The 20,162-nt window shown below is 60.8% G+C and carries 11 protein-coding genes and 2 pseudogenes; 1 reads left to right on the top strand and 12 read right to left on the bottom strand.

Annotated features, from left to right (window positions below):
- Positions 1–142: 142 nt before the first annotated feature.
- A pseudogene (gene istB, locus EHO51_RS20125) lies at positions 143–888 on the bottom strand (IS21-like element helper ATPase IstB).
- Positions 889–899: 11 nt separating this feature from the next.
- Positions 900–2,426: an IS21 family transposase gene (gene istA / locus EHO51_RS20120; protein WP_432431939.1), complete on the bottom strand. Its 1,527-nt coding sequence runs from the start codon at positions 2,424–2,426 to the stop codon at positions 900–902.
- A 762-nt stretch (positions 2,427–3,188) separates the two neighbouring features.
- Here istA and EHO51_RS20115 point away from each other — a divergent pair.
- On the top strand, positions 3,189–3,401 hold the full coding sequence (locus EHO51_RS20115) for a transposase (RefSeq protein ID WP_109026914.1): 213 nt from the start codon (positions 3,189–3,191) through the stop codon (positions 3,399–3,401).
- A 190-nt stretch (positions 3,402–3,591) separates the two neighbouring features.
- On the opposite strand, the pseudogene EHO51_RS21125 reads toward EHO51_RS20115, so the two are convergent.
- The 10 genes and pseudogenes from EHO51_RS21125 to EHO51_RS20065 form a co-directional block, all read right to left on the bottom strand.
- Positions 3,592–3,853, bottom strand: a pseudogene (locus EHO51_RS21125) (IS1380-like element ISCARN79 family transposase); the annotation flags it as partial.
- A gap of 228 nt (positions 3,854–4,081) precedes the next feature.
- Positions 4,082–6,346 (bottom strand): copper-transporting P-type ATPase, encoded by a 2,265-nt coding sequence (locus EHO51_RS20110; RefSeq protein WP_164479499.1) that lies wholly within the window; start codon positions 6,344–6,346, stop codon positions 4,082–4,084.
- Between the two features lie 693 nt (positions 6,347–7,039).
- Complete coding sequence (locus tag EHO51_RS20105; RefSeq protein ID WP_124740576.1) at positions 7,040–10,201, bottom strand: efflux RND transporter permease subunit; 3,162 nt, start codon at positions 10,199–10,201, stop codon at positions 7,040–7,042.
- Complete coding sequence (locus EHO51_RS20100; RefSeq protein WP_124740575.1) at positions 10,198–11,622, bottom strand: efflux RND transporter periplasmic adaptor subunit; 1,425 nt, start codon at positions 11,620–11,622, stop codon at positions 10,198–10,200. The genes EHO51_RS20105 and EHO51_RS20100 overlap by 4 nt, the downstream gene beginning before the upstream one ends.
- Positions 11,619–12,773, bottom strand: a complete 1,155-nt coding sequence (locus tag EHO51_RS20095; protein ID WP_245435099.1) for a TolC family protein — start codon at positions 12,771–12,773, stop codon at positions 11,619–11,621. The genes EHO51_RS20100 and EHO51_RS20095 overlap by 4 nt, the downstream gene beginning before the upstream one ends.
- Before the next feature lie 89 nt (positions 12,774–12,862).
- Positions 12,863–13,264, bottom strand: a complete 402-nt coding sequence (locus tag EHO51_RS20090) for a FixH family protein (RefSeq protein WP_245435141.1) — start codon at positions 13,262–13,264, stop codon at positions 12,863–12,865.
- A gap of 2,352 nt (positions 13,265–15,616) precedes the next feature.
- Complete coding sequence (locus EHO51_RS21120; protein WP_109026906.1) at positions 15,617–15,913, bottom strand: DUF6522 family protein; 297 nt, start codon at positions 15,911–15,913, stop codon at positions 15,617–15,619.
- 957 nt (positions 15,914–16,870) lie between these two features.
- Positions 16,871–17,617 (bottom strand): ABC transporter ATP-binding protein, encoded by a 747-nt coding sequence (locus EHO51_RS20075; protein WP_109026905.1) that lies wholly within the window; start codon positions 17,615–17,617, stop codon positions 16,871–16,873.
- 1 nt (position 17,618) lies between these two features.
- Positions 17,619–18,752, bottom strand: coding sequence for an ABC transporter permease (locus EHO51_RS20070; RefSeq protein WP_109026904.1), 1,134 nt, complete (start codon positions 18,750–18,752; stop codon positions 17,619–17,621).
- Positions 18,749–19,999 (bottom strand): efflux RND transporter periplasmic adaptor subunit, encoded by a 1,251-nt coding sequence (locus tag EHO51_RS20065; RefSeq protein ID WP_109026903.1) that lies wholly within the window; start codon positions 19,997–19,999, stop codon positions 18,749–18,751. The genes EHO51_RS20070 and EHO51_RS20065 overlap by 4 nt, the downstream gene beginning before the upstream one ends.
- Positions 20,000–20,162 lie beyond the last annotated feature (163 nt).

Raw genomic sequence — 20,162 nt, 5'->3', positions numbered from 1 at the left:
TTCCGACGAAGGCGCCCGTCTGTAACGGGATAATGCCGCCCGGGGATTCCGGGATAATGGCGCCCCCCTTTTACGAGATGATCCCGCCCGGGCGCCGCGTTCGTTGACCGACGAGATTTGTCTCACCTCCGATTGTTTTTGGTCAAGTCGTTTTGGGTCCTTTGGCGCGGGCGCGGCGCAGGCTCTCGCCGACGAGTTCTACGCGATGCGCGTTGTGCACGAGGCGGTCCAAGATCGCGTCGGCGTAGGTGGGATCGCCGATGACCTCATGCCATGAGGTCACGGGAAGTTGGGATGTGACGATCGTCGATCGTCGCCCATAGCGCTCTTCGAGGATTTCCAGGAGATCGTGGCGGGCGCCGGCGTCGAGCGGCTCGAGGCCGAAGTCGTCGAGGATCAGGAGATCGGCGCGGCCGAGGGATTTGATAAGACGCGGTGGCGCCCATCGCCGCGCGCGAGTGCAAGGTCTTCGCAGAGCTTCGGCCAGCGATGATAGACGACCGAGCGATTGTCCCGGCAAGCCTTCTGGCCGATGGCGCAGGCGAGCCAGCTCTTGCCGACGCCGGACGGACCGACGAGGGCGAGATTGTCGTGGGCGTCGATCCATTGGCCCTCGGCTAGCTTCTGGAACAGGGCGCGGTCGAGCCCGCGCGCGGCGCGGTAGTCGACATCTTCGATGCTGGCCTGCTGGCGGAGTTTTGCGGCGCGCAGCCTGGCCGTCAGCCGCTTGTCGCGTCGAAGAGACGCTTCTCGATCAAGCAGCAGCGCGAGCCAGTCGTTGCGGTCGATCCCTTTCGCCTCATCTGTCTCTGCGAGTTCGGCGAAAGCCTTGGCCATTCCGTAAAGGCCGAGGGCGTGAAGCTGGTCGAGGGTGGGATGTTTAAGCAAGTCGCTGTCTCCTAATGATAGTAGCGCGGGCCGCGGATATTGGGGTGAAGGATCGGAGCCGCGTCCGCGGCGCGCTTTGCCGCCGGCTTCCGATCGAGCTTGTTGTCGAGGATGGATTTGACCGAGCCGTAGGTCTTCGCGCCGATCTCGATGGCGCGCTCCGCCGCGGCCTCGACGCGCTCGGACCCGTAGGGGCCGACAAGGCGGACGATGCCCAGACAAGCGCGATAGCCCTGTTCGGGATGAGGCCGCGCCTCCAGAATCTGCTCGCAGAGCGCCGCCGTCGCCGGGCCGATCTTGCGGGCGTCCTCGCGGATGCGTTCAACGGTCCAGCCGGCATAGCGCCGGTGGCTCGACGGCATGTGCTCGGGAATGGTCGTGTGCTTGCGGTTGCCGCTCATCCGCAGATGGACGGCGATGCGCTCGCTCTTGCAGAAAATCTCGACGCCGCGGACGGTCAGGCGCGCTTCGACCTCCGCCCGGGCGAAGCGATAAGGCACGGAGTAATAATGCGCGTCGATCTCGACGTGATAGTCGATGCCGACGCGGCGCAAGCGCCATTCGCAATATTCGTAAGGCTCGACTGGAAGCGCCTTCAATGCCGGGCGGTCGATCTCGTCGAACAATTGGCGACGGGTGACACCGAGCCGGCGGATGGGGCGCTCCTCGTTGAGAGTTTTCAGCATCCCGTCGATGGCGGCGTTGACCTCCGCGAGGCTGTAGAAGGTTTTGCGACGCAGCCTGCCGAGCAGCCAGCGTTCGACGATCAGCACCGCCGATTCCACCTTCGCCTTGTCGCGCGGTTTTCTGGGCCGGGCCGGCAAAAGCGCGGCGCCGTAATGCGCCGCCATGTCGGCGTAGGTGCGGTTGACCTGTGGATCGTAGAAGCAGGCTTTGACGATGGCGGTCTTGGCGTTGTCCGGCACGATGAGCTGCGGAACGCCGCCGATCGCCTCAAGCGCGCCGACATGGGCGTCGATCCAGTCAGGAAGCGTCTGCGTCCAGCTCGCTCTCGCGAATGTGAGGCTCGACGCGCCCAGCACCGCGACGAATATCTGCCCCATGCGCACTTCGCCGGTGAGCCTGTCGACGACGACGGGAACGCCGTCGCCGGCGTAATCGACGAACAGGCGCTCGCCGGCGGCGTGGGTCTGCCGCATGGTCACCGACAGCGTTTTCTCGAAGGCGCGATACAGCTCGCAAAAGCGCGAATAGCGATAGCCGCCGGGGTTCTCGGCGATGTATTCGTCCCACAGGATCGTCAGGGTGACGTGCTTGCGCTTCAGCTCGCGATGCACGTTTGCCCAGTCCGGCTCTTCGACGCGCCGGTGACCGCGCTTGCTGCGCCGGTTGGCGTAAAGCGCCGCCTCCAGCGCGTCGTCGTTCATTCCCTCCGGCAGCGGCCAGGAGAGCCCGGCGCCCTCCGCGCGTTCGAGCGCTTCCCGAACCGTCGAACGCGGCATGCCGAGACGCCGGGAAATCTCGTGCGCTGAAACCGACGCGGTCTTCAGCCGAATAATCTCGCGCGCCTGGCGCATCGTAATCCGCTCCGCTGGCATGAATCGCTCCCCCTTGGATTGCCAAAGGAGCGACTTGATCAGGCCAACGGCGGCGGTGAGCCACTGCACGAAATCACCCGGGCGGGATCATTCCGTTGCAGGGGGCGGGATCATCTCGGAATCGGGGGGCGCCATCATTCCGTAACGGGTGGGCGCCTTCATCTCGTTTTAGGGGGCGCCATCAAGCGGAATCAGCAACGCTGCAACTCCGGGAGCCAAACCACGCCTATCCGAACACGTGCGAGCGCATCAAGCTCCGGGACAGACGGCAAGGGGGCAGCTCGCGGAAACTAGAGGAGCCGCTATGAGAGACGAATGACGACCCGCGCCCACATGTTCGCTGGGTGGGCGGGGGCGTTATTGGTGGTCTTGCTATGCAGGTCTTGGCGGCCCTTAGAACACAATCGCTGCGGTTGTCGTGAAGCTCGTTGGCGGAGCTGCTTAGGGTTTTTGTTCTAGTCGGGGCTGAGCCGGCGAGCCGGCGCAGGGTCTTTCGAGCCTGCGCCGATACATCAGGCGAGAATGACTGGCTATCGATGCCTACGGCTCATCCAGTCGGCGCGTGCACGGCCGGCACTCGCTTAAACTCGCGCGTTCAGCGTCACATAGGCCGAGCGCGGGGTGCCTGGCGTGTTGTTGTTGTTATGCTCGAAGACATAGTACGTAAGCGCTTAGCCGATCCCCTTCTGCCGAAAATGTTCTGATCATGCGAAGAAGCCCCTGCTTTCGAGGGTGGCTGTAATGACCAGAGACGTCAAAATGGACGCCCAAATGGGCGTCTCGAAAGAAGGCTACGCGGGACGGATTGAGGTGGTTGCCGGCCCCACGGGCCGTCGGCGACGCTCTGAGGCGGAGAAAGCTCGGATCGCCGCCGAGAGTCTGACGCCGAACGCCATCGTGGCCGATATCGCTCGCCGATACGGAGCGACGCGCTGGCAGATCTACGATTCATAGTACCGCGCGCCAGCCAGATTCTCGACGTTGAGCTATCCCGAGACATTCTCGCTCAACCTGATGAACAAGGCGCCGTCCACGCGCGCGTAAACGGGCACCACGACGAAATTGTCGATCGCCGGATAGAACTTGGAATTGTACCACGCCGGCGCCGACGCCCAGAACGCCAGGGCCCGCCGAAGCCGCTCACGTCGTTCACGTCCTGGTAGCCGGCGAGCCGACCTAACCCAGACCGCCGTAAATTGCCAACCAAGAGCATGCTCTTGCCGGTGCAGGCGCCGGCAAGAGTCTCGCCCGCCATGCCGCTCAGGCCAAGCGCGTCGTCGAGTTCTCGATAAGGCGACCACGCCAACATCAGAGGTCACGACCGAACCCCCAATTGCATCTTTTAGACGGCGGTCAAAATCGAGCCTGAGAGCCTCTCCATCCGATTCACCCGCCGCGTTCGTCATCGCCGCCTCACTCAACGAGCCTAACCTTCTAAAAATTGCTATAAATGACGAATTGTACAGTGAAATCAGAGTTCATCCGGCGAGTGCGGGCCAAAATGTTTGCTCTCATAACGCGGGCGAGAGTTCCGCCAATGACAGATGCTGTGAGTGTGGCAAAGTGGTGAGAGAACAGCCGGCGCTGTGGGAGTGGTGACTGCCCCCGCACCGAATAGTCCTATAGCCCTCTGCTTAGGTCGTATATGGCGGCATCTCAATTTTTCGCTCGGGGTCCAACCTGGCTTGCTTCAGTCGCAGGGAATTGACGACGACGCTTACAGATGACAGCGTCATCGCTGCGGCGGCGATCGTTGGTGATAAGAGTAGCCCGAAGATCGGATAGAGCGCGCCAGCGGCAATGGGCACGCCCGCGGCATTATAAATGAACGCAAAGAACAGATTCTCGCGGATGTTGCGCATCGTCGTCTTGGAGAGGCGTCGACCACGCACGATGCCCCCGAGATCGCCCTTCAGCAAAGTCACCCCCGCGCTTTCGATCGCGACATCGGTTCCGGTTCCCATGGCGATTCCGACATCGGCAGCGGCCAGTGCAGGGGCATCATTCACGCCGTCTCCCGCCATGGCGACGATTCGACCCGCCTCGCGCAAGCTGGTCACGACTTTGCTCTTGTCCTCAGGGAGGATCTCAGCTTCGATCTCGCCGATTCCCAAGCGTTTGGCGACGGCCCGCGCCGTTGTCCAGTTATCGCCGGTTAGCATCACGACATCGACGCCATCTTCGCGCAGCGATTTCAGCGCGGCGTCCGTCGTCGCTTTGATTGGGTCAGCGATGCCGATGACGCCGGAAATTCTTCCGTCTATGGCGACAAAGATAGCAGTCGCGCCGTCTTCCCGCAGGCGTTCAGCGTCGCTATCGAGCGGCGTCGCATCGACGCCGAGCTCCACAAGGTATCGACGATTGCCGATCGCGACCACATTGCCTTCGACCCGACCGATGACGCCCTTGCCCACGGGGGAATCGAAATCCGTCGCACCTTTGAGCGCGAGCCCGCGCTCGGCTGCGGCCTGAACGATTGCGAACGCCAGGGGATGCTCGCTGGCGCGTTCAAGACTCGCCGCCGTCGCCAACAGATCTTCCTCGGAGATCCCGGTGACGGCGAGGATGGCCGTGACGCGCGGCTTGCCTTCGGTGAGCGTCCCGGTCTTGTCCACCACCAGCGTGTCTATTTTTTCCAAGCGCTCCAGCGCCTCGGCGCTTTTTATCAGCACGCCCGACTGCGCGCCGCGTCCCACGCCGACCATGATCGACATCGGCGTCGCAAGACCGAGCGCGCAAGGGCAAGCGATGATGAGAACGGAGACCGCTGCAACAAGGCCATACGTCATGCGTGGTTCCGGTCCCCAGATTGCCCAGGCAAGAAATGCAATAACGGCGATGAGAATGACGGCGGGCACGAACCATCCCGCCACTTGATCGGCGAGGCGCTGTATTGGCGCGCGGCTTCTCTGCGCGGATGCGACCATCTCGACAATCCTTGAGAGCACGGTGTCGCGGCCAACCTTCTCCGCGCGCATCACAAAGCCGCCAGTCTGATTAAGCGTGCCGCCGATGACTCTGTCGCCTGCAATCTTCGTCACCGGCATGGATTCGCCGGTGACCATGGACTCATCGACCGAACTGCGGCCCTCGACGAGTTCGCCGTCCACAGGAACCTTTTCTCCTGGACGGACGCGCAGGCGCTCGCCGACCTTCACAAGATCCAGCACAACTTCTTCGTCGGATCCGTCAGCGTTAATCCGAGTCGCCATTTTTGGCGCGAGATCGAGGAGCGCGCGTATGGCGCCGCCGGTCTGTTCCCGCGCGCGCAATTCAAGAACTTGTCCAAGCAGAACAAGGACGGTGATAACCGCCGCCGCCTCGAAATAGATCGGGACAGAGCCATCGAGGTTGCGGAATGCCGGCGGGAAGAGCGACGGCGCCAATGTTGCGATGACGCTGTAAATCCAGGCGATGCCCGTTCCCATGGCGATGAGCGTGAACATATTCAGATTACGTGTCACGAGCGATTGCGCGCCTCGAACCAAAAACGGCCAGCCAGCCCAAATCACGACCGGCGTCGCCAAAATAAGCTGAAGCCAGTTCGACGCCTGCGGCGCTAGCAAGTGATGGAGATTGAATAAATGTCCGCCCATCTCCAAGACGAGCACCGGCGCCGCCAACGCCAGCCCGATCCAGAACCGCCTAGTCATGTCGACGAGTTCGGCGTTCGGTTCGGCTTCGGTCGAAGCGACGAGTGGCTCAAGCGTCATGCCGCAGATTGGACAATTTCCGGGCCCGATCTGACGAATCTGCGGATGCATCGGGCATGTGTAGATAACGTCCGCTACATGGGATGGGTCTTGATGCGCATCCTCGATTGTGACACCGCCACGGGCCGTCTTCGATTCCTCATGCGAGGCGCGATCATGCCGATGCTCGTGGGCCACTCGGTTCATCCTTCCTTGCGCCGTCAGAAGCGGCATCGTAATTGATCTAGGCGTCCTTTGCGCAAGGTCGATCGTCGTTGCTCACTCGGCAATACGGCCGCCCCGCTTCCAGAAATGGCGGTTCCTTCAGTCACGGCCTCGACACCATTGGCTGCGGAGGCTCCCGCTCGACCGATGTCGTCGTGTATCGTCGCTCGAAAAGATCAACAACGCAAAGTTTAACGGCGGAACTGCAAGTCACTGGATGCGGTCCGCCATTTTGCTCGACGGTTTATGAGGGGCGCGGACTCCTTGGATGATATCACGCCGATGAGACCTTCCGCGCCTCGTACTGTTGCCTAAGGAACACGGCCCGACAGCAAATCGATGGTCGGACCGTTCCATTATTGTCGACGACAATTACCGTACGTCAGCTTCGCATCGAATATGCGTTCAATCACGAAGCTCTCTCCATCAGCGACAGACCCACACCCATTTTCCATGATGGCGGTGCCAGCACACATTATGTCTGTGTTGGCCAGGAGTGCTCCAATCACGATGCATGTGACGGCCATGCCCGCCGGGGACCATTCCGTGAGTCTGCGGGTCGTGCTCCTGGAGCTCTTGGGCCATCGCGGGAACGGATAGGGCCAGCATCGTCGCTAAGGCAATAGAGAGTCTAAGCATTAGTCTTTCCTCCTGTGAAGATTGTTGTGCATTGTTCTATGGAGCTGCGTGGATAGTTCCCCCCAACTCCTGTTTGACCTCTCCTTTTTGAGGCAGGCCAAACCCCTTGATCAGCGCATAGATCGCCGGAATGACAACGAGCGTCAGAGCCGTCGAAGACACCATCCCGCCAATCATCGGAACGGCGATGCGCTGCATAACTTCTGACCCTGCGCCAGTGCTCCAGAGGATCGGCACAAGCCCCGCCATGATTGCGACGACCGTCATCATCTTCGGCCGCACGCGCTCGACCGCGCCGAGCATAATCGCTTCTCGCAAATCGGCGCGAGTGAAGATCTTCCCTTTGGCCACGCGCTTGGCCGCGACCTCGCGCATTGCCGCATCGAGATAGATCAGCATCACGACGCCGGTCTCGGCGGCGACGCCAGCAAGCGCGATGAATCCCACCGCCACCGCGACGGACATGTTGAAGTTCAACCACCACATCAGCCACACGCCGCCGACCAGCGCGAAGGGCAGCGACAGCATGACAATCAATGTCTCGGTCAAGCGGCGGAAATTCAGGTAGAGCAGCAGGAAAATGACGAGCAGCGTCAGGGGCACGACGATCCGCATGCGCCCTCGTGCGCGCTCCAGATATTCGAACTGACCGCTCCAGACGACATAAGCGCCTGCCGGGAACTCGATCGCATCGACGACCGCCTGGCGCGCTTCTTCGACAAAGCCGCCGAGATCGCGGTCGCGGATATCAACGAAGATGTAGACTGTGAGCTGGCCGTTCTCGGTGCGAATCGAGGTCGGGCCACGAACGAGTCCGACACTCGCCACTTCGCCGAGCGGAACCGTCCCGCCGCCAGGTAGGGGAATCAGCACTTCGCTGGCGATCGCTCTCGGATCGGAGCGGAAGTCGCGCGGATAGCGGATGTTGACGCCGTAGCGTTCGCGTCCTTCAACCGTCGTTGTGACGGTCTCGCCGCCGAGCGCCGTGGCGATTATCGCTTGCATGTCGCCGATCATGAGGCCGTAGCGCGCGAGCATCGCGCGATCAGGAACAATATCGAGATAATAGCCGCCGATGACGCGTTCGGCGTAGGCGCTCGAAGTTCCGGGCACGCGCTTCAAGACGGCCTCGACTTGGCGCGCGAGCCCCTCCATTTGCGACAGGTCGCGGCCAAAAATCTTGACGCCGATCGGCGTTCTGATCCCGGTCGCCAGCATGTCAATCCTGTTTCGGATCGGCATGGTCCAGGCATTCGACACGCCGGGGAATTGCAGCGCCGCGTCCATTTCGCCAATGAGCTTGTCGATCGTTATTCCAGAACGCCACTGATCCTTCGGCTTCAACTGGATGACGGTCTCTGACATTTCGAGCGGCGCCGGATCGGTCGCCGTGGAGGCGCGCCCAGCCTTGCCATACGCGGTGTGAACTTCGGGGAAGGATTTGATGATACGGTCCTGCCTTTGCAGGAGCTCGGCGGCCTTGGTGACCGAGAGCCCGGGCAGCGTCGTCGGCATGTAAAGGAGCGCACCCTCATTGAGAGTGGGCATGAATTCGCTACCGAGCTGGCGGGCCGGAATGATGGTCAGCGCTAGCGCGCCCAGCGCCAGCAGAATAGTGGCGACTTTCGCTTTGAGCACCAGACGTATGATCGGCCGATAGAGCCAAATGAGCGCGCGATTGATGGGGTTCCTCGTCTCGGGAATAATTTTTCCGCGCACGAAGACGACCATCAGCGCCGGCACGAGCGTCACGGAAAGAAGCGCCGCCGCCGCCATGGCGAACGTCTTGGTGAAGGCGAGCGGACTGAATAAACGTCCCTCTTGCGCTTCGAGCGTGAAGATCGGCAGGAACGAAACCGTAATGATCAACAGGCTGAAGAACAGTGCGGGGCCAACCTCGGTCGCAGCGTCGATTATAATCTCGACGCGCCGCTTATTGGGCGGTGCGCGCTCTAGATGCTTATGCGCGTTCTCAATCATGACGATGGCGGCGTCCACCATTGCGCCGATAGCGATGGCTATGCCGCCCAAACTCATGATGTTGGAGCCGATTCCCAGCGCCTTCATCGCGGCGAACGCCATGAGTACGCCAACGGGAAGCATGATGATGGCGACGAGTGCGCTGCGCACATGCATTAGAAAGACGACGCAGACGAGAGCAACAATGACGCCTTCTTCGACGAGTGTGCTCCTGAGCGTCTCGACGGCTGCATGAATGAGCTGGGAGCGGTCGTAAACCGAGACGATCTCAACGCCCTTGGGCAAGCTTGTCGCCATCTGCGCAAGGGTCGATTTGACATTGTCGATCACTGTGAGCGCATTGGCGCCATAACGCTGTAGCGCGATGCCGCTCGCAACCTCGCCCTCACCATTGAGTTCGGTGACGCCACGCCGCTCGTCGGGGCCGAGCTCGACGCGCGCGACATCCTTCAGGAGAAGTGGTGTGCCGTTTTCGACGCGCAGGACAATACTTTTCAGGTCGTTCACGCTGCGCAGATAGCCTCGTCCACGCACAATGAATTCAAATTCGGAAAGTTCGACCGTGCGACCGCCTACATCGGTATTGCTGGCGCGGATGGCGCCACGCACTTTCGACAGTGGAAGGCCGAGCGCGCGTAGTCGGTTAGGATCGACAACGACATTATACTGCTTGACGAAGCCGCCGACGCTCGCGATCTCAGCGACGCCTTCAGCCTTGGCGAGGCCGTAGCGGATCGTCCAGTCCTGGATCGAGCGCAATTCGGCGAGCGTCATATCCTTGGCGATGAGCGCATATTGATAGACCCAGCCGACGCCCGTCGCATCGGGACCGAGAACTGGCGTCACGCCCGCCGGCAATCTCTTACTCGCCGCGCTCAAATATTCGAGGACGCGCGCGCGCGCCCAATAAATATCGACGCCATCGTCGAAGATGACGTAGACGAAGGATACGCCGAAGAATGAAAATCCGCGCACCACTTTGGAGCGCGGAACGGTCAACATCGAAGTGGTGAGCGGATAAGTGACTTGATCCTCGACGACTTGCGGCGCCTGGCCCGGATATTCCGTATAAACGATCGCTTGCACATCGGAGAGATCGGGAATGGCGTCGAGTGGCAGTGTGCGCACGGCATAGACGCCCCCTGCGACCGCGAAGGCAGCGCCCACGAATATGAGCAATAGGTTGCGCGCCGACCAGGCGATGAGACGGGCGATCACTTGCCCGCCTCCCCTTGGTCGAGAGCTCGTAACGCCGCCTTCAAATTGCTTTCGGCGTCGATGAGGAAGTTCGCGGTCGTAACTACGCGTTCGTTTTCGCTCACGCCGCTCTTGATTTCGACGAAGCCTTCGCCGCGCCGGCCGATCTTTACTTCTCGCGGCTCGAAGCGCCCTTCGCCCTTGTCGACAATCGCCACTTGCCGTTTACCGGTGTCGATGATGGCGCTTTCTGGCGCCGTTAGCACCTTCTCGTTTCCACCGGCTGCGATCTCGACCTCCGCATACATATCTCCCCGCAGCAACCCGTCGGGGTTCGGCAGTTCGATTCTGACGCGCGCCGTTCGTGTCTCCATATTGAGATGGGGATAAATCAGAGCGACTTGCCCCTTAAAGGCTCGATCTGGGTAAGCCCGTGGCCGCACATCGACCTTTTGTCCGGGCTTGATCAAGGCGATGTCCCGCTCGGCGATGTCCGCCAGCACCCAAACTAGGGAATGATCGACGATGCGAAACAGCATGTCGCCCGGCGCGGCGCGCATGCCGTTAATTGCCGCTCGCTCCAAGACATGGCCGTCTTGCGGCGCGGGCCATGCAATCACACGTGGAACGCTGCGGGCGCGCCCGATCGCGGCGATGGCGCTTTCGTCGAGGCCGAGATTGACGAGCCGCCGCTTGGCTCCCTCCAGACGCTGGGCGTCGATCCCGCCGCCACGCCGCATGTTGAGGACGGCGACATATTCGGCGGCTGCGCTCGAAAGATTCGGCCCATACACGCGCATCAGCGTCTGGCCCTTGCGAACATAATCGCCCTCCGCAAACTTCCCGACCGATTCGATGAAGCCTTCGAAGCGCAGGGAGACGATCGAGATACGTCGCGGGTCGAAGTCGATCCTGCCCGTCGCTCGAACAGGGACGCTCAGCGTCCGGCGTTGGACGGGTTCGGAGCGAACGCCGGTCTTTTGCAGCTTTCCGGGGCTGATCGTGATGGTCGTGCCGTTCTCCGCCTCGTCCTCGTAGACGGGTACGTAATCCATTCCCATCTCGTCTTTCTTGGGAACGGGCGATGTGTCGGGCAGGCCCATTGGATGGCGATAGAAGCGCACGCGTCGTTCGCCACCAATCTTGGCGGAGCCTGCAGGAGGCTTGTCCTCGAAACTCACATCCTCGCTGGCGCGCACCGGCAGATAATCTTTGCCTGCCGATGTCTTCTTGGGCGTCGAGGAATAGGCTGGGCGACCGTCGGGATCCCTGTAGTAAATGATCGGGCCTGTCGTTGCAGGCGGCTTACCCGAGATACTAGGCCCGGCGTCACCCAGCGTTCCTGTAGGTGTGACCCATTTGAAACGTCCCTCGGCCAGCCAAGCGAGGCTGGCCGCGACGACGACAAAGCCCAAAAGAATTGCGAAGTGACGGCGAGTCATAGAGAGCCTCCCGCCAGACGTTCAAGCTCCGCGTATCTGGCTTGCTCTTCGACTTTGAGCTTAAGGATTTCGAGTTCGATCGCTCGCAGGCGTCGTTCGGCTTCCAGAGACGTCGCCAAGTCGGCGGCTCCGGCCGCAAAGCCGCTTCGCGCCGTCTCCACCGACAGCCGCGCCGGACTGAGCTGGCGTTGTTCGACGATCCGGATCGCCTTGCGCACCGCCTCCAGCCCGAACCATGCTTCGGCCACATCGCCGTCGAGCCGGATTCGGATGGCGTCGTAGCGCATCTGCGCGGCGCCGAGCCGCGAACTGGCGGCGCGCTGTTCGGCGTCTTTCGCTTCATATTGCAGCGGCACCTTGAATCCGAGCATGAACATGCCGCTATTGTCGCCGGTGGGACGCTGCACGAAATTCGCGCCAACGGTGACGTTCGGATAGTAATTCAGGTCCGTGAGTTCTTTAGTTCCGATCGCTGCGCGGACCTGCGCGCCGGTCGTGGCGAGGGCTGGATTGGCGACTCTCGCGAGCTCCTGAACGCCGGCGAGCGTCAGCTTTGTTTTCAGCGGCCGAAAGCCTTTGGGCATAGCGAGTGGCTCTTGCGAGCCGCGACCGACCAAGGCATTTAAGCGAGCGGCGGCGGCCTTTGCCTCGCCTTGACGGCGCGCGACCTCTGTTTCAGCCGTCGCCGCCTCGATCTCGGCTTTGATCACTTCCTGCTGGTCGACCGAGCTCGCGCCATAACGCAAGCGCAGGAGCGCGAGAATTTCGTCGAGCCGGCGCTTTAATCCAAGCGAAAGGTCGATCGCCCGATGCGCGGCGCCGTATTGCGCATAGGCGGCTTTGACGCGGGCGATCAAATCTGTGGCGACGGCGCGACTCTGATGCCTCGCAGCCTCGGCGTCGGCCTCTGCGACGCCGCGCTCCAGATCGAGTTTGCCCCAAAGTTTGAATTCCTGCTCGAAGCCGATCCAACGCTGGCCGATGCCGCGTCCATTCACATCCCATGCTTGCAGCGTTACCGTCGGATCGGCCAGCACGCCTGCCGCGCCCACTTTATGCGCTGCCGCATCGGCATCCAGCGCGGCCGCCGCTAGTTCAGGGCTTAGCTGATTTGCAAGGGCGACGACGCTTTCGACGTTGGCGCCGGGCAAGTTTCGCTCGGTTGCCGAAAGCGATGTTGAGCACATCAATACCGCCGCCGATTCCACAAATGAGATGGCGCGAAGGCGCCGTCCTCGACTCATGGCGCCACCTTTAGAATTAGTCGGCCTTGGACCGTGCCGCTCTCGCCCTGCACCTTTGCAGCGAGTGATATCCGCCACGTTCCCGCATCAGTCAGATCGACCTTGAATCGATAAATTCCGGGATCGGGGCTTTGCGCCGGTTCGATCATGCTGGTCATCGTCTCCATGCCATCTGGAGCCATATCGAGACGCATCGCGAAGATCACCGCGTCTGGCGCCGGCTTGTCGTCGGGCTTATGGACGAGACGTACCGATACGATCGCTTGCCCCGTCTTGAATTGCGCTGCGACGAGTCGGAATTCGTAGTCGTTGATATTGGCGCGGGCGAACGGCGCTAGGCCTAGGATGGCAAGCGCGACCAGCGCGAATAAGCGCGCCTTGCTCGAGGTCACGAGCATCATCAGATTCTCTCCGTATCCCATTAATGCGCATGGTCGTCGGGCGGATTGCAGCCGCGCTCAATCCCGACGAGGGACGTCATCGCGCCTCACGCGTCGATGCGACAACGGCGCTGGTTCCTGCGGGAATGGGATCGTGGATAACGATCCCCCTCGGCTAGCCGCAGCGACCGCTTGAGGTCGCGCCAAATCTGCTCCGGGCGCAACCGTGAGCGAGATTGGACTTTCGGCTTTAGACGATTGGAGGCCGAAGAGCGGGCGGGCTTCGCAATCCACCGAGCTCAATGTCGTCGGAGGGAATTAGCGGCGGCGCACACACCCAAAGAACGGCATCAACGAATGGTTGAAACTGCGGAAGCGCTGCTTGACTGGGCCCGCAGAGGATCTCAGCGCACACGGGGAGTGCTGCGCCGTCATGGCCGTTGTGGTCGGGACAATCGTCCATGCTCATTTCGATGCAAGCATGGTTCATCTTCGCGGCAAAAGCTCCGCCCGCCCCAGCTAAAGCTGTAGCGAGAATAACCACAGAGATCAAAAGGCGAAGGCAGCGAAGCATTTCTCTACTCTGTCAGCCGCAAACTACCATGGCAAGCGCCACGCCCAAACCATTTTCTGATCCGGCGAAGGTCGGCTACGGACGGTGTGCGCCCGGATAGCTGGACTCCGCTAGATTGTCTCTCGCCAGTGGCTGGCCGGAATAGGATTGGACTTGAAAAGCGTACTAAAGCGTGAAGGTGCTGAACTAAAACTTCGGAGCGGCATGATTTCGTGCTCATACCGTCGACTGTCGACCTATCGTGCGATGAGATTGTTGAAGAACTTTTGGCGCAAAGTTGTTTCATGCGCATGCCAGATACCGGCGCAAAGACCATCGTCGCTTGTCTGGCCGTGACAACGACCCAAATCGGAGCGATAGGCGATGCCCATAAGAAGGGCGAGAAGAAAGCGCCCGAGATCGACCGAAGGCGAAGGAAGGGCAGTTGCGGTGTTTGCCTGGAATGCGCCCTCGGCGTCCTTTCTCAAACGCGGTCCCCTGAGTTCCTGCCCCCGCGCACGCGAATCGGCCGTGTTCATGTTCCAAATCCAGCGACAGAGCTTCCTTGGTTAGCTCGGCTCGCCGACGTCCTTGTGATTTATCAGAGAAGATGCGCGTTCAGTAATAGCCTTAAGAGGAAGCCGAAGTTCGAAGATCAACCCGTTTGGGTTAAAATCGATCGTTGCTTGTCCACCGAACGGCTTTCCCGACTCGAGTAAGATGGTATTGCCGAATCCGTTCGCTGTCGGTCGAGGATGGATGGGCGGCCCGCCGGCTGGCGACGACATACGACGCCAGCCCCGTTTTTGCACGCGCAGTACAAGCGTGATGAATCTGTAGCCCAGAGTTTTCGAAAAAGGCATCTCGCTCTCTTTTTTTGTCCGCACCTAGTCCCTCACATCGCCCATCCTACGCCTATCGATGATGCACTTGGGTAGCGCGGCTCGAGAGAAGATGCCAAAGACGCTTAGGCTCTGCCTATGACAGAAAGGGTTCTTTCGATGTGGGTCAACCCCCGAGTTTCTTACGAGGACAAATTGAAAGCCCTCACATTAGCTTGCCTCCAAGCCAATCCGGAGCTGGTCAAAAGAATTGAAAGCCGTCCAAATTGCGCTGCAAGCGCGAGCGACGTAATCGGCATTGTCGACATTAAGGTGCTGCTTATGAAGGACGTCTCTGATCGCAGGTGCCTGTCAAATATTGAGACCCTGTCGTGTTGGTGGAATTTCAAGAAAGACGCGTTGAGTTCTCAATCAGACGAATGCATCGGTTTTTTATATGAAACTCTCCTCTATCTCACACGCTAAATTCAGATTCGCCATTCTGAACGAATCCGGGGCACGGCCAGGATCGCGGTCCTTTTTGTGGTGCGCATTGCGAGCCGGCGGGAATGGTCGATGGTAAGCAGCAGCGCCTCGTGCTGTAAATTAGAAGAGGTCGGCGAGTCGGACCCCTCAGAGGTTTGCAGACAGCTTTTCGTTGGCCCGAGCCCATAGGCCGCAGCTCGCGCGGCAACGCGTCAATGCTACGCCCTCGCCACGTCGGCCGCAGGGCGTCGGCGTCGTCATCGAGGCGGAGCACAGCTGCACGACGCTGTGGGGGTCAACACGACGGACTCGCTCCTGACGATGAGCCGGCTGCTCGGCGTGAACCGCGACCACTCGCGCACCCGCAAGGAATTCCTTGCCATGGTGCAGGGGAGGCGAGCGCTGCGCCTAGCAAGTTGTGGAAATTAGCGCCGCGCCGGCGGCGGTACTTGCAAGGCGCCCAGACGAGTCGATGTGATTTATTGGCAAGAGCGCCGGCGCAGCCATAGCTCATGGACGGGATTGTGGTCGCGAAGAGCTGGCGCGTTTGGCCAGGAGCGGGTCTTCGTGGACCGCGCCGTCCCCATCCAGGACGAAGCGCCAAAGCAATATTCCGCGCCGGAAGGTGAGGCGAGTTTTGCCATAATCCTCGCCTTCTCCCCGCTCGCAGGTCGCCACGATTGTTCCCCGCTGCAGTTCCGTGCGAAAGGCTTCGACGGAGAGTCCGAATTTTGGCGCAACGAAAGTCGCGTCCACAACGAAGTCTTCGCCGTCACGGACAATGTCCGCACATCTGGGATTGGCCATCCTGTCCTCCGCTCGCCGGGTCAAGGCCGGCACCCAAAATCAAGTGCCGTTGCTTTATAGCCGACGAGGCAGGGTCGTGTCGCGGCGAAAGAGGCGTGCTTCGATTCAGCGGTTCATCAAAACGCCTTTAGGCTCGGCTTCGGCAACAATGGGGCTGACCTGAGCTTAAAGGAGGTCGATTTTCGCTGGACCTACATCTCATCGCCGCTCAATCGCCGCCACGTGCCGTCCGGCTGAACAGCCGCGCGATCTTGCGTGCTAACGGCGCGCGTGAGCGCCGCAGAATGCGCTTCTCCGCTCTTTTCCTGCGCACGCGCCGCGGCCTTGGGCTCCAAAGCGCGCCGCAGACGCCGATACGCTCAGCGATCACCGCGTCCTGCCTTGGAGTGAAGATGACTCCTGGGAGCAGGTTGGAATGAAATCGGCGGAACGTGAGAATAGCATGGCTCTGCTCCTCTTCGAAATCTCAGACCTCATCAAAACTCACTCAGAGGGCTTATCTCATGAACAGGAACACCTTGGCGATTATAAGGGACTGGGTTGGGCGCTGGTCAGACGAACGTTTCGCCGGGGCGCTCAATCGAATGGTCATCCCTCCGGCAAGGGCAAACCTCAAGTGCGCTCCCGTGCGTCGCGCGCGGTATCCAAGCCTATAATCTTCAGAATGGCTGACGATGACCGAGGCGGCTCAGGCGTCGAGCATAATGAAAGATAGGTTGAGCCATCTTAGCAAGGCTGGCTATTTTCGCCCGCGGCAGGTTGTTTCCGCAGTGCGTAACAAATCCGTGTTAACAGGACCGATGAAATGGCGGGGCTCGAAAAGGGCGCCCGTATCGCATCGCCAACGAGAAGACGCTTCCAGTATTTTACTACGCACGCACCATGATGGGTGTCATCGCAGCTTCGACACGCGTTGTTGTTTTGGATGCTCCGCTTGAGACAAAAGAGCTCAGCCTCTCACAAAGGCGAGTCCAGTCTTGAGACGTCGATCTGCTCGTCGTGCATCCCGAACAGCCTGCCGTCCCGTAGCTGATGGATGTGATCGAAGCGATCGAAAATCTTCTCGTCATGCGTTACGGCGATGATCGCGGCGTCGTGCTCGACCGCGAGCTTGCGCAAGAGGTCCATGACGATGCCGGCGCGCTTGGAGTCGAGGGCGGCCGTTGGTTCGTCCGCGAGAATGATGCGAGGGCTGTTCGCTAGCGCCCGCGCGATGGCCACCCGCTGCGCTTCGCCACCGGAGAGCTTGGCCGGCATCGCTTTTGCGCGGTGGCCGATCTCGAGATAATCGAGCAAAGCCACGGCCCGCTTGCGCGCATTAGCAATGTCGACGCCGGCCAATTGCAACACGATCGCCACGTTATCGGTCACATCGAGGAACGGCAGCAGGTTGTGGAACTGGAAGATGAACCCGATCTTGTCGAGCCTGAGACGCCGCAAATCACCCCGAAGCCGGCGGCCATCGCGGACGACCAGTTCGCCGTCGAGCTCCATGCACCCCGAGGACGGATCCAAAATGCAGCCGATGATGTTAAGGAGGGTGGTCTTGCCGGAACCGGAGGGGCCAAGCAGCGCTACGACCTGTCGGGGGTAAACCTCTAGCGAAACATCGCGCACTGCATCGACGCGGGTTTCTCCCTCGCCAAAGTGTTTTGAGATGCGATCCAGCCGAACAAGCGGCGCGCCAGAGCTTGTGGTTTGCATCTCAGCCCCCAAGCGCGGTCGCCGGATCGACCCTGAGCGCGGCGCGGACGCCAAGGACGCTCGATAGAAGGCATACTACGAAGACAATGGCTCCCAGAATGACAACATTATCCGGCTCCAGCACCACACGTCGTGGAAAGTAGTCCTGAATATTGACGATAAGTGCGCCACCGATTGCAAATCCGATGAAGCCGAGCGCCATGGCTTGCTGCACGATCATCCCGATGATCGTTCTGTCGGGCGCTCCAATCAATTTCAAGGTGGCGATCTGCTTCAGTTTCTCCATGGTCATCGTGTAGATAATAAGCGCGATGATCACCGCGGAGACGACCAGCAGCAGGCCTGTAAAAAGCGCGATTTGTCGGCGCGCACGGTCAACGAGCGAAAGTGTCAGAATGTTCTCTTGAGCTTCCTGGGTAATGGCCGCGAGATGCTTCCACCGCTTGATTGTGCTAGCGACGGCCTCCGAAGAAGAGTTCGGATGCAGACGCGCCACGACCGCATTGACGGTGTCCCGAGTTGATCCGCCCTCGCCACGAGCGAGTTTGAGTCGCGCCGCCGACGGCGCGAGATCGAACTGCAGTTTCTGCGCGTCCTGCAGCGTGACGTAGACGGCCGGGTCGCCTCCCGAACTGACCTGGTGCTGCGTGAGACCAACCACCGTGAACATGCTTCGGCCGAGCGCGACCCGATCGCCGAGGACAAGACCGGCAGCGCGGTCGGCGACTATCTCATAGTGGCTGCGAGCAACTCCGCGACCTTCGATGATTACTGGCGGACCGCCTGGTCGCGTCGGCTCGTAACCGATGACGTAGAGCCGGAGCTTGTTGCCCATGTGCTCACTCTCTACCGTCTGATACGTGACGCTTCCGGCGGCGTCCACGCCCGCGATGCGGGCGATCGCCTCCCGCGTGTCTCCTGGAATGCGAGATATCTCCGCGAAGGGACCGCGCGTACTGGATTCCACAACCCACAAATCGACAGCCGGCGCTCGGGCGATGGTCAGCGCCTCAACGACGAGCCCGCGATAGATGCCGATCATTGCGAGCACGACTCCGAGCAGGAGGCCAAGTCCCAGGCAGGTCAATAGGAACCGACCGAGATTGTGCATAATGTCGCGATATGCAAGGTTCATTTCTTGCTGGCCTCGATCGTCCAAATAAAGCGGCCTTCGCGTAAGCCGCTCTCCAGGTTCGCCACGACACGCGCATCTCCGGGCAGGCCATCCACGATCTCAAGACGCGCGTCCTCCGTGCGATGTCGGAATTTTACCAGACGCCTCCGCAACCGGCCGGACTCGACCGTCCATACCCGGCCTTGCCGTCCGTCGTAGCCCTGCACGACGGCCTCTGGAACGAGGATCGCTCTATCAAGCTGAGCGACGGTGATCCAGACCTCCACCTGCTCGCCGAGATAGACTCGGAATGGCGGATTGTCGCCCTTAATGAGAACGCGCCGTTCCTCCGTAATGCGATCGCTTTCGAGGCCAATGCGGGCGACCCGTCCTGTGAACGCATCCTGCGGACGCGAGCGAAGGCGTGCATCGACATGTTGCCCTTCCTGGATAAATCCCGCGCGCGCTTCGTCGACATGAGCGAGACCCCAGTACGTGTCAGCCGCAATGAGCGTGAAAATTGGATCGCCAGCCTTGACGACAGAGCCCAGTTCCTTGTGGCGCTCCATAATCACGGCGTCGTAGGGAGCCGTGAGCGTCCTATGGCGCAACATCGTTTCTTCGAACTGATACTGAGCTCGCGCATCGGCCAGTTGCGCCTTCGCGCTGGCAATCTCGCTATCTGCAACGGCAACATCGGCGCGGGCTACGGCCTCGTCTCTGAAAGCCTCCTCTGCGACTTGCTTTGTGACGATGCTTCGCGCAACAAGCGCCTGCTTGCGCCGATTGGCTTCCTGTCTTTGCGCCATCACCGCCCGCGCCCTCTCGAGATTGGCATCCGCCCGGTTGATGTTCGTCTCGGCGATCAAGAGCGCAGCGCGCGCCTTTGCGACCTTGGCCTCTTGTTCGCTACTGGCGAGGCGCGCGAGGACCTGGCCCTTCGTCACGCGGTCGCCGTGGTCCGCGTGCAGTTCGACCAGCGTGGCCCCCACTTCGAAACCGATTTTCGACATCACACGGGCCTCGACCGTGCCAAGCCCAAAGACTCGGATCGGCACGTTCTTTTCAATTGACGCGACCTCGACGGCGATCGGACGGTTCGCGTAAACGATTAGAGCCACGGCGATGGCAAACAGTACGCCGGAGGTCGCCAGGGCGTATCTAGCGATACGCCCGCGAAGCGCTGCGGCATACAAGAGGCTGGCTCCGGTCTTTTCGCCAATAGACGTGTCAGGCCCCCTGGCCGATCGTTCGGAGGACTCATTCATGATCAGTCTCCCGGTCGCATAGAGTTCCGCTCCAATGAGGGACTATCGTTCATTCATTGCCGCCACGTCGGAGATCCTCCAGCCCTCGGCCAGCGTGCGAATGCGTTCCATGCCGGCCGGCAGTGGCGCGTCGCTCTCCCACTTCCTTGTCACGTTGAGCATG

The sequence above is a fragment of the Methylocystis rosea genome, assembly GCF_003855495.1.
Classification (GTDB): domain Bacteria; phylum Pseudomonadota; class Alphaproteobacteria; order Rhizobiales; family Beijerinckiaceae; genus Methylocystis; species Methylocystis rosea_A.
This window is presented reverse-complemented; position numbering and strand designations above follow the sequence as displayed.

What these genes read in the sequence shown, in the direction of transcription:
- EHO51_RS20115 (WP_109026914.1), top strand. Translation starts at nt 3,189, where the DNA reads ATGACCAGAGACGTCAAAATGGACGCCCAAATGGGCGTCTCGAAAGAA.
- EHO51_RS20065 (WP_109026903.1), bottom strand. Translation starts at nt 19,999, where the DNA reads ATGAATGAGTCCTCCGAACGATCGGCCAGGGGGCCTGACACGTCTATT.
- EHO51_RS20070 (WP_109026904.1), bottom strand. Translation starts at nt 18,752, where the DNA reads ATGAACCTTGCATATCGCGACATTATGCACAATCTCGGTCGGTTCCTA.
- EHO51_RS20075 (WP_109026905.1), bottom strand. Translation starts at nt 17,617, where the DNA reads ATGCAAACCACAAGCTCTGGCGCGCCGCTTGTTCGGCTGGATCGCATC.
- EHO51_RS20110 (WP_164479499.1), bottom strand. Translation starts at nt 6,346, where the DNA reads ATGAACCGAGTGGCCCACGAGCATCGGCATGATCGCGCCTCGCATGAG.
- EHO51_RS20100 (WP_124740575.1), bottom strand. Translation starts at nt 11,622, where the DNA reads ATGACTCGCCGTCACTTCGCAATTCTTTTGGGCTTTGTCGTCGTCGCG.
- EHO51_RS20090 (WP_245435141.1), bottom strand. Translation starts at nt 13,264, where the DNA reads ATGCTCGTGACCTCGAGCAAGGCGCGCTTATTCGCGCTGGTCGCGCTT.
- EHO51_RS21120 (WP_109026906.1), bottom strand. Translation starts at nt 15,913, where the DNA reads ATGGCCAATCCCAGATGTGCGGACATTGTCCGTGACGGCGAAGACTTC.
- istA (WP_432431939.1), bottom strand. Translation starts at nt 2,426, where the DNA reads ATGCGCCAGGCGCGCGAGATTATTCGGCTGAAGACCGCGTCGGTTTCA.